A 10702-nucleotide genomic window follows, 5' to 3' on the forward strand; every position below is an offset into this window, starting at 1 on the left:
GCAAGTGAAACCGCAGACAAGCAGAGTTCGCAAAGGCAGCCTGCCCCTCAAAGGCTCCAGTCGATCGGCGCCACACCCCGACTCTGGAGCCACGCATTGGCTTTCGAGAAGTGCCGGCAGCCGAAGAAGCCGCGATAGGCGGACAAGGGCGACGGGTGCGGGGCTTCGAGCACCAGGTGACGCTGGCGGTCAATTCCGGCGCCTTTTTTTCTGGCCGGAGCGCCCCAGAGTAGAAAAACAACGTTTTCGCGCTGTGCATTGACGGCGCGGATGACCGCGTCGGTAAACTGCTCCCAGCCCTTGCCTTGATGGGCACCGGCTTGGCCGCGCTCGACGGTGAGCACCGCGTTGAGCAGCAGCACGCCGCGCTGTGCCCAGGCCTGCAGATAGCCGTGATCGGGTGCCGGAGCACCCAGGTCGGACTCGATTTCCTTGAAGATATTGACCAGCGACGGCGGCGTGCGCACGCCCTCTTGCACCGAAAAGCAAAGGCCGTGCGCCTGCCCGGGCCCGTGGTAGGGATCCTGGCCGAGGATCACGGCCTTGACCGCGGACAGCGGTGTGGAATCCAGGGCACTGAAAATCTGCGGGCCCGGCGGATAGATCGTGGCACCGGCGCGACTGCGCTCGAGCAGAAAGGCGCGCAGGCGCTGCATGTAGTCGCGCTCGAATTCGCCGCCGAGGACTTCGAGCCATTCAGGGTGGAGCTGGATGTCGCGTTGGTCTGACATGGGGTTGGTTGGCTGGTGGGTGCAACTAGCTAACCAGCAAACCAGCTAACCAGTCAACACCTCGACCCGGTTATCATAAGGCAACACTCGTCTGAACCCACCGCTACACCTCCGGAGTCACCCATGTCCATCCAGACCGATGCGGTCATCGTCGGCGCCGGGCCCGTCGGCCTGTTTCAGGTTTTCGAGCTCGGGCTGCTGGGCCTGAAAGCCGAGCTGGTCGACAGCCTGCCCCAGGTGGGCGGCCAGTGCGCCGAACTGTATCCCGAAAAGCCGATCTACGACATTCCTGCCTGGCCGGTGATCGGCGCCCAGGAGTTGATCGACAAACTGATGCAGCAGATCAAGCCCTTCAACGCCGGCATTCATCTGGGCCAGAGGGTGGAAAAGTTCGAAAAGCGCGAAGACGGCCGCTTCACGGTGGTGACCTCTGCCGGCACGGAATTCGACGCCGGCACCGTCATCATTGCCGCCGGACTGGGCGCCTTCCAGGCCCGAAAGCTCAGGGCGAAAGGCATCGACGAGATTACCAGCGACCAGATTCACTACAAGGTCACCAACCGCGAACGCTTTCGCGACAAGCGCCTGCTGATTCTCGGCGGCGGCGACTCGGCGCTGGACTGGTGCATGGACCTGGCCGACATCGCCAGCTCGGTCGAGCTGATCCACCGCCGCCATGAATACCGCGGCGCGGCCGCATCCGTGGAGAAGGTCCGCGCCCTGGCCGGTGAGGGCAAGGTGCGCGAGCGCCAGGGCATCGTCACGCAGGTCAACAGCAAGGAAGGTCGTTTCGTCAGCTTTGACATGGTGGACCTGGAGCGCAACAAGTTCACCGTCGAGGGCGACGAAGTGCTGGTCTTCTGGGGCCTGGCGCCGGATCTGGGTCCGATCGCCGACTGGGGCCTGGAGCTGGAGAAAAAGCAGATTCCGGTCGATACCGAAAAATTTCAGACCTCCATCGAGGGTGTGTTCGCCATCGGCGACGTCAACACCTACCCCGGCAAGAAGAAGTTCATCCTGTCGGGCTTCCACGAGTCCGCGCTGGCGGCTTTCGGCGTGCAGAAATACATCTACCCCGATGCGCGACAGTTCGTGCAGTACACCACCACCTCGCCGATCATGCACAAGCGCCTGGGGGTGGCCGACGACTAGCCTTCGGAATAAGGCTGCAGCTGGAGCTCGAACTCCAGATCGACGCGGTTGCGGATGAAGTCGGTGTCTTCGAAGTCCGGATCGTTGCTGCCCACGTTCCAGTCCAGACGCATGATTTCGGCGCTGCCCGAGAGCACGGGCGTCTCGCCGTTGCTCAGGCTCAGGCGAACCGGCTGCGCTGCGGTAACGCCGCGAAGGGTCAGCTTGCCGTCCGCCACGAATCCATCATCGCTTGCGCGGACATCCGTGCTCTCCCAGACGGCCCGCGGATGGTTCTCGACGTCAAAGAAGTGCGGGCCGAGCATTTCGCTGTCGCGCTGACGGCTGCCGGTATCGGCCGAGCCGGTCTCGATTGCGACCTCGATGCCGGCGGTTGCCAGGTCACGGCCGTCCATGCAGACCGAAACCTCGAACTGGCCGAAATGGCCGCTGAAGGCGCGGCCTTCGGCCACGCCGGTAAACCCGATCTGGCCGTTATTCCCGTCGGCACGGAAACAGTCGGCCAGCGCCAGGCCCGGCAACACCAGTAGCGCCAGCGCCGCAATATTCAGTTCTTTTGCCATGTCGGCAGCATCCTTTTCAGTATGTTGTCTTTCAGCCAGAAGTGGTGGCGCAGTGCAGCCAGCGCGTGGCCGCCGGCAACCAGAGCCAGGGTCGTGGTCAACCATTCGTGTGTTTTTCCGAACAGGCTCTCCAGCTGCTCGCTGTCGGAGACGATGGCGGGGAAATCGACAGGCCCCCACCAATAGTCGCCAAAACCGGCAGCCGAGGAGTAGGCCCAGCCCGACAGCGGAATGATCAGGATCAGCCCGTACAGCATCCAGTGACCCGCGCGGGCCAGGTTTTGTTCCCAGCGAGGCATCTGCGCAGGCAGCGGCGGCGGCCGGTTGAACAGACGCCAGATCAGGCGCAAGGCGGCCAGAATCAGAATGCTTATACCGAAGGTCTTGTGCTGCGTCACCAGATCGAACCGAGCACGCAGCCCATCGGCCTGGTCGATGCGCCAGGCCCAGATGAACTGGACGATGATCAAAGCCGCAACCAGCCAGTGGAACAGCTGACTGACGAGGCCGTAAGCACTCTCGGTATTACGAATCGGCAGGCTCACAGGGCGCCCTTGTCGAGATGGTCTGCGCAGACTATAGCGCCCTTTGCGAAAAAACGGTGGCTGCCGTCTCAGGCGGCAACCGTTTCGGGCATTTCAGTCAATCAGCCGCATCGTCTTGAGCGTTTCTGTCAGTTGCTGCTGGCTGCGCTCGGTCAGCGGCGCCAACGGGCTGCGCACGCCGCCCACGCTCAAGCCACACAGGTTCATCGCTGCCTTGATCGGCGCTGGATTGGACTCGATGAAGCTCGCTCTGAACAGCGGCAGCAGCTCGAAGTGGATATCGCGCGCGGTTTCGAAATCACCCGCCTGAACCGCATTGACCAGCGCCACCATGCGGTCGGGCACCAGGTTGCCGACAACGGAAATCACGCCGTGCCCGCCGATGCTCATCAGCGGCAGCGTCAGGGCGTCGTCGCCGGAGAGCACCCAGAAAGGATCGTCGGCGCGGCGGCAGATCGATTCGATCACCTCGCCCATCTGGCCGATATCGCCCGACGCCTCCTTGACGGCGATGACGTTGGGAATCTTCGCGATCTCGACCAGCGTGTCGGTTTCCACGTTGACCGCCGTGCGGCCCTTGATGTTGTAGACGATGAGCGGCAGATCGGTGGATTCGGCAATTTCGCGAAAGTACCGCTGCAGACCGGCCTGGGAAGGCTTGCTGTAGTAGGGCGTGACCAGCAGTGCACCGTCAGCGCCCGAGACCTCGGCCTGGCGGGTGGTGCGAATGGCCTGCTCGGTATTGTTCGACCCCGTGCCGGCCCAGACCTGCACGCGTCCAGCCACTTTCTCGACGGTGTAGCGAACCACTTCGTCGTGTTCGGCATTGAACATCGTTGGCGACTCGCCGGTGGTGCCCATCGGCACCACGCCGCTGACGCCGGCGGCAACCTGTTTTTCCAGCAGCTCGCCGAGCACGTTGTAATCAACTTCGCCCGACTCATCGAAGGGCGTGATCAGAGCTGTGTAGACGCCTTTTACCTGCACGATTCGACTCCATGGATGTTGTGGACTGAACAGTTACCCCAGCATAGTGCCATAGCATCGCTCATGTCTTTTCGGCAAGGCCAATAACAAATAGTTCTTGGAGCCGCAGATCAGCGCAGCGCTTCCGCCCAGCCTGCCGGCTGCGGCGAGCGTCAGGCGGCGCAATCTGCGGCTCCAGAACCAGTCATCAGACGGCGTGCTCAGGGCAACTCGACGGCCTGATTCGCACCCAGACCGGGGCCCATGATCAGCGCATTTTCCAGAATCCGCATGGCGCCAAGCTGTACCGCACGGAAGGCCGGCGGATGCGCGAACAGGATCACCTGCCCCTGCCCCACCGACTCACGCGTGAGCCAGGCACCGTTGGCAATGCGCTCACGCGCTTCGGGCCACAGCAGGCCGCCGGCACGGACACGAAGCGCCTTGCCTGCAGGCACTGCGCCCCAGCCAACCAGGCCGGCCTCGGTATCGGCATCGGTGTGCACACCAACCCGCAGCGGGGCCTGCACCGGCGGCTTGCTCATGAGCACCGGCGAGTTGGAAAACAGCGCCATCAGATAATCACCCGTGCCCGCTGCCAGCCAATGTTCAGCGTCCGCTCGCGCGGCAATCAGCGCACCGGAAGGCATGAACAGCTTCTGCCAGGCATCGCGGCGCTCACGCTCCTCGGTTGACGGCAGCGTGTCGGCAAGTCCTGCCCAAGGATAGTCGCTGCCGTCACCGGCACCGTAACCCCAGATATCTTTCGGCAGGGGGTTGTTGGCTGCCAGCCACTCGCGATGCAGAGCGTCCTGGTAGCCGGAAAGATCGTCGCCGGCTACCTGCGAGAGCGTGCGGGTCGAAACCAGCGGATCCTCGCCGTCGGTGAGCGACCGCACGGCGCTGCCGGCAGCGATCAGCGTGCCGCCAGCTTCCACCCAGTCAGCCAGCTTGTCTTGCAGGCCCTCGGGCAGCTTGCCGCCCCAGCGATCCGGCAGGTAAATAACGTTGTAGCGACGCAGGTCGGTTTGCGCGGCCCGGTTTTCGTCCAGATGGCTGTGGCGAATGCCAATACGGTGGTCGAGCAGGTACCAGACCGCCCCGAAATCGAGCATATTGGTGCTGCCGCGGCTCATCAGCGCAATGCTGGGCTGCTTGAGCAGCTGCCAGTAACCGCCGCCCAGATCAGCCTTTTCGCCCGGCGCGCGGCCGTGCCCGATGGCCTGTACCGTCAGGCCCAGCTCGTTGGCGGCTGCGGCAACGGTCTTTTGCCAGTCCTTGACCTGGCGGTTGTCGTCGCGGGTAATTGCAATCGAGCCCACCGGCAGCGAAATGCCGTCCAGCTGAGACTCGCGAGTGTTGGCACGCACGTGCAGGCCGCGCTCCATGGCCCGGGCTGCCAGGGCCACGGTACGGTCGTCGTGACCTGAGGCAATCAGGGCAATGGCATCGGCACGCGTTTGTACCGAACCATTCTGGGCCGCCGGCTCGATGAGCTCGAGCGAACGGGTCAGATGTTCGGGCACGCTGAAGGCTTCCAGGTCGAACATCATCGGCAGGTTCCAGCCGGTGGTGTCGTAGAGCGTGCTGCTGCCGTCCTTGAGCACGCTCTCACGCTCGGCCTTGAGCGCCGATTCGCTGATATGCGGGTCGAACTCGAACATCGCCGCCACCAGCCGTGCTTCGGGCTGGCGATTGCGCACGACAATGCTGCCCGCCGGCAGGGTCACGTTACGACGCTCCTGACCGAGGCGATTGGTGGCGCGTGAGACGCGCACGCTTTCGGTCAGGCGGTGGGTCTCGACCGCCTGGATGGCGAGCAGCTCGAGCAGATCATTCATCCGCCCCTGGTTGTCGCCGGACGGAATGACGAAGCTGCGATCGCCGTAGGGCTCGCCGGATGTCACCAGCGAGGCCTTGTCTTCGGCAAAGGCTGCGAGCATCTCACCCCGATTGTTGCGCAGGGTGTTCAGGTTGGCAAAGGTCGAGAGCACCTGATGATGCACCGACTGACGGTAACTGACCAGGTTGCTGGGGCGCTGCACAGCGTCGTCGGCAATACGGGCCTGCTCGTAGAGGATGCCGTGCGCACCGCGCAGCGACGCCCAGGCGTCGGAATAACCGGGAAACCAGTTCTCGTTCCACTCACCCGAGTAATACGGGTAGCCATACTCATCAAAGGCGACAGCCTGATCGTCGGCAAAGCGGTTGCCCATGTCACTGCCCTGGTGCGGCAGATGCGGATTGTAGGGCTCGCGCGGCGGCGAGAACAGGTAGCTGTCCTGCGAACCCATCTCGTGGATGTCGACAAACAGCAGCGGCTTCCAGTCGATGACGTGCGGAACACGGCCGCGGGTTTCGGGGTGGCGCGCGTACAGCCAGTCGCGGTTGAGGTCGAACAGATAGTGATTGCCGCGGCCGAAGGGCCAGTAGCCGGTGTGCACCAGCGACTGATCGTCGACATTGGGCTGCGCACCGCGACCCTGGTGAACGCCGTTGACAAAGCGCATGCGCCCGTCCGGATTCTGGTTGGGGTCGATGATCATGACCACGTCTTCGAGCAGGTCAGCGGTGGCCTGCGAACGGTCGGCGGCCAGGTGATAGAGAACGGCCAGTGCCGCATCCGACCCCGAGCTTTCATTGCCGTGGATCGAGTAGCCGAACCAGCCGACGGCGGGCAGCTCCTTGACCAGGCGCTCACGCTCGGCCGAGGAAGATTCGCGGGCATCACCCAGCGCCGCCATACCGGCCTGGATCTCGTCACGCCGTGCCACATTCTCCGGCGTCGACACGATCAGATAGACCAGCGGTCGGCCCTCGAAAGTCCGGCCGTATTCCACCAGCTCGACGCGATCCGACGCTTCGGCAACCTTCCGGGCGTACTCCACAATCTGCTCGGAGGTGGCGACTTGTTCGCCGACCTCGAAACCGAGCACGGTTTCGGGCCGCGGGATGGCCGAGTCATGATCAGCGCCTTCGGGGAACAGCGAGTGCGGGTACTCAAGGCCCGCCAGCGCTGAGGGCTTGGGTTCGGGGTAAGGTGTCGCGGCCTGCGCCAGCGCCAGCGGCACCAGCAAGGTGAAAATCAGAAAAAATCGGGACATGAATCTTCCTTTTTCGGGGGCATTCGAATGGATCCAACCCGTGAGATTAACGCATATGCGCAGCCAGGATTCACACCGGCCTGTCGCCAGATAGCGGAATGCCCCGGACACCGCGGCGCGATTCTTTTTTTGCGCGCGGTTGTGTTAACTGCATCTCCAAACCGAAGTTGCGACGATGGGCCGAGATGCCTGCGAAGAGCCGGGCGAGCCTCAGCCGGCGGCAGCGGTTGCCTCGCGGGTGGCCGCCGCCAAACCCCTTGGGGAACAGGCGCAAGGCTTCATTTTTCAGTCGGCGCCTCGGGTAGCGGCCGAATGCCTCGATACGCCCGCGACTCAAGCCTTGAAAAAGGTATGATGACGGGCATGAAACCGCCGTTCCAGACCGCCAGCAGGCTCGGGGCCGTACGCTACGAGATTCGCGGCGCTCTGGCCCGGCGCGCCCGCGAGCTCGAGCAGCAGGGCAACGATATCCTGCACCTGAACATCGGCAACCCCGGCGCGTTCGGCTTTCGCACGCCCGAGTCGATGCGCCGGGCGGTGATCCGCAATCTGCCCTACTCCGAGGGCTACGGCCACCAGGCCGGTATCTTTCCGGCGCGCGAGGCGGTAGCCATGCAATTCCAGGCGCGCGGGCTGACCGAGACGCGCCACGATCAAGTGCAGATCGGCAACGGCGTGTCCGAGCTGGTCGACCTGACGCTGCGCTCGCTGCTCGAAGACGGCGACGAGGTTCTGGTGCCGGCACCGGACTACCCCCTGTGGACGGTCGCGGTCGTGCTCAACGGCGGCAAGGCGGTGCACTATCTTTGTCGACAATCCGACGGCTTCCTGCCCGACGTGGCCAGCATCGAGAAGCTGATCACGCCGAGAACGCGCGCCATCGTGGTGATCAACCCCAACAACCCCACCGGCGCGGTCTACCCGGAAGAAACGCTCGTGGCGCTGGCCGAACTGGCCACGCGGCACGATCTGATCATCTTTGCCGACGAGATCTACGACAGCATCTGCTTTGATGACGCCCGCTTCGTGCCGATGGCGCCGCTTGCGCCCGACACCCTGTGCGTGAGCTTCGGTGGCCTGTCAAAGGTCTATCGCGCCTGCGGCTGGCGCGTGGGCTGGGCGGTCTTCACCGGCGCCATCGAGCGCGCCGAAGACTATCGACTGGCGGTCGAAAAGCTGGCCGCGCTCCGGCTCTCGGCCAACGTGCCGGGCCAGTGGGCGGTGCAGACCGCGCTCGGCGGCTACCAGTCGATTGCCGATCTGATCGGCCGCGGCGGTCGGCTGTTCGAGTCCCGCCAGGCGGTGATCACCGCCTGCGAAAACAGCCGCTTTCTCGACCTGGTCACGCCGATGGGGGCCATGTACGCTTTCCCTTCGGTGCGCAGCGATATCTTCGGCCAGTTCGACGACCATCGTTTCGCCGCCGAACTGCTCGAGCACAAGCACATCCTGATCGTGCCCGGATCGAGCTTCAACATTCCCGAACGCAATCATTTCCGGATCACCCTGCTGCCCGAAGCCGAGCAGCTCGGCGACGCCTTCGAGCGCATCGAAGATCTGCTTGAAGAACTGGCCGACGAGCCGCAGCGGATCCGGGCCGTCAACTAACCCCCGAAAGAACAAGAGAGATCATGGACAATCCCCTGCTGGCCAGCGGCCTGCCGCCCTTTTCCGCCATTCGCCCCGAGCACGCCCTGCCTGCCGTCGAGCAGCGCCTGGTCGAGTATCGCGCCGTCATCGAGAAGATCGAAGCGCTGGGCGATGCGGTCGACTACGCCAGCGTGGTCGAGGCCGAGACGCTGGCCGACAACGCCCTGGCCAACACCTTCTCGACCATCTCGCATCTGCATTCGGTGATCAATACCGGCGAATGGCGCCGGGCATACGAGTCCTGCATCGAGCCGATGACGCGCTTTTCAACCGAGCGTGGCCACAACCGCCAATTGTGGGCCGCCTACAAGGCGCTGGCTGAGCGCCCGGACTTTGCCGAACAGGAAGCCGGGCTGAGGGCGACCATCGAGCACGAGCTGCGCGACTTCCATCTGGCCGGCGTCGACCTGCCCACAGATCAGCGCAAGCGCTTTGGCGACATCAGCCTGGCGCTGTCGGAGCTGGGCAACCGCTTTGGCAACCACGTGCTCGACGCCACCGAGGCCTACAGCGAGACCTTCGACGATGCCCGGCAGCTGGCCGGCCTCCCACAGGCGGAACTGGACCTGCTCGCCGGCATGGCCAAAGACGCGGGTAAAAGCGGCTGGATGGCCAACCTGAGCTTTCCGGCCTTTCGCGCCATCATCACCTTTGCCGACGACCGCGAGCTGCGCGAGCGCTTCCACCGCGCCTTCGCCACGCGCGCGTCCGATGCCGGCCCCAACGCCGGCGAGTTCGACAACGGCCCGATCATGCGCGAGATGCTCGCTCTGCGAGACGAACAGGCGAAGCTGCTGGATTTCGAGCATCATGGCGCCATGCGGCTTGCCACGCGCATGGCCGACAGCGCACAGCAGGTGGAAGACTTCCTCCGCGACCTGGCCGGACGCGCCCGGCCGCAGGCGCAGGAGCAGCTCGACGAGCTCAACGAGTTTGCCGCCGGGCTTGGCGCCCAGACCCCACTGGCGCCCTGGGATATCGCCTACTACAGCGAAAAACTGCGCGAGAAGAAGCTCGGCATCAGCGAATCGATGCTCAAACCCTTCTTCGAGCTTCAGCGCGTTTTCGACGGCTTGTTCACCACCGCCGGCCAGCTGTTCGGACTGCGTTTCGAGGCCGACGATTCAATCGACACCTGGCACACGGACGTGCATTTCTTCAAGGTGATCGATGGCCAAGGCCGCCAGGTCGCCGGTCTTTATCTCGACCTCTACAGCCGACCGAGAAAGTCCGGTGGCGCCTGGATGGACGTGTGTCGCGCGCGCATGCGCGTGGCCGGCGTCGAGCAACTACCCATCGCCTATCTCACCTGCAACTTCGCGCCGCCAGCGAAAGACCACCCGAGCCTGTTGACCCACGACGACGTGGTCACGCTCTTCCACGAGTTCGGCCACTGCCTGCACCATCTGCTCACGCAAGTCGACCTGCCCGGCGTGGCCGGCATCAACGGCGTGGAATGGGACGCAGTCGAGCTGCCCAGCCAGCTGATGGAAGGCTGGGCCTGGGAGGCCGAGTCGCTCGCGCGCTACGCGCGCCACGTCGACAGCGGCGAGCCCTTGCCGGAAAAGCTGCTCACCGGGCTCAAGGCCGATCAGGAATTCCAGGGCGCCATGGCGCTGGTGCGCCAGATTGAATTTGCCCTGAGCGATATGGCGCTGCACACCCGCCCCGGCGCGGACCCGATCGAGATCATGCACGAAATCCACGACCAGGTTGCCGTGCTGCCTATGCCCGACTACAACCGCTTTTTGATGAGCTTCACCCATCTGTTCGACGGCGGCTACGCGGCCGGCTACTACAGCTACCTCTGGGCCGAGCAGCTCGCCCGCGACGCCTTCGAGCTGTTTCGGGAAACCGGGCTGTTCAATACCGAAACCGGCGGCCGGCTGGCGCGCGAAATCCTGGAAGTCGGCTCAAGCCGTCCGATTCAGGAATCCTGGCTGGCTTTCAGGGGTCGCGAACCGGCGCTGGAGCCGTTGCTGGCTTCTTAC

At 64.1% G+C, this 10702-nt stretch carries 8 protein-coding genes; 3 read left to right on the plus strand and 5 right to left on the minus strand.

From position 1 onward, the window contains the following. Positions 1-47 precede the first annotated feature (47 nt). The gene (ung, locus tag ACEWQ0_RS00880; RefSeq protein WP_476484201.1) at positions 48-731 is read right to left on the minus strand and encodes a uracil-DNA glycosylase; all 684 of its coding nucleotides are present in this window, start codon (positions 729-731) and stop codon (positions 48-50) included. Between the two features lie 123 nt (positions 732-854). On the opposite strand from ung, the gene ACEWQ0_RS00885 reads away from it, so the two are divergent. Further along, positions 855-1883, plus strand: a complete 1029-nt coding sequence (locus ACEWQ0_RS00885) for an NAD(P)/FAD-dependent oxidoreductase (protein ID WP_476482894.1) — start codon at positions 855-857, stop codon at positions 1881-1883. Here ACEWQ0_RS00885 and ACEWQ0_RS00890 read toward each other — a convergent pair. The 4 genes from ACEWQ0_RS00890 to ACEWQ0_RS00905 all read right to left on the minus strand — a co-directional run bounded on the left by ACEWQ0_RS00890 (position 1880) and on the right by ACEWQ0_RS00905 (position 7061). After that, positions 1880-2446, minus strand: coding sequence for a YceI family protein (locus ACEWQ0_RS00890; protein ID WP_476484202.1), 567 nt, complete (start codon positions 2444-2446; stop codon positions 1880-1882). The genes ACEWQ0_RS00885 and ACEWQ0_RS00890 overlap by 4 nt on opposite strands. Beyond that, on the minus strand, positions 2431-2991 hold the full coding sequence (locus ACEWQ0_RS00895) for a cytochrome b (protein WP_476482892.1): 561 nt from the start codon (positions 2989-2991) through the stop codon (positions 2431-2433). Before ACEWQ0_RS00895 ends, ACEWQ0_RS00890 begins: the two co-directional genes overlap by 16 nt. 93 nt (positions 2992-3084) lie before the next feature. Next, on the minus strand, positions 3085-3978 hold the full coding sequence (gene dapA, locus ACEWQ0_RS00900) for a 4-hydroxy-tetrahydrodipicolinate synthase (protein ID WP_476484203.1): 894 nt from the start codon (positions 3976-3978) through the stop codon (positions 3085-3087). Positions 3979-4178: 200 nt separating this feature from the next. Next, positions 4179-7061, minus strand: a complete 2883-nt coding sequence (locus ACEWQ0_RS00905) for a M14 family metallopeptidase (protein ID WP_476484204.1) — start codon at positions 7059-7061, stop codon at positions 4179-4181. Between the two features lie 363 nt (positions 7062-7424). Here ACEWQ0_RS00905 and ACEWQ0_RS00910 point away from each other — a divergent pair, with 363 nt between their 5' ends. After that, positions 7425-8669, plus strand: a complete 1245-nt coding sequence (locus tag ACEWQ0_RS00910) for an aminotransferase class I/II-fold pyridoxal phosphate-dependent enzyme (protein WP_476484205.1) — start codon at positions 7425-7427, stop codon at positions 8667-8669. 23 nt (positions 8670-8692) lie between these two features. Then, a partial coding sequence (locus tag ACEWQ0_RS00915; RefSeq protein ID WP_476484206.1) for a M3 family metallopeptidase occupies positions 8693-10702 on the plus strand: 2010 nt, incomplete at its 3' end.

This window comes from Wenzhouxiangella sp. YN9, from assembly GCF_056324165.1.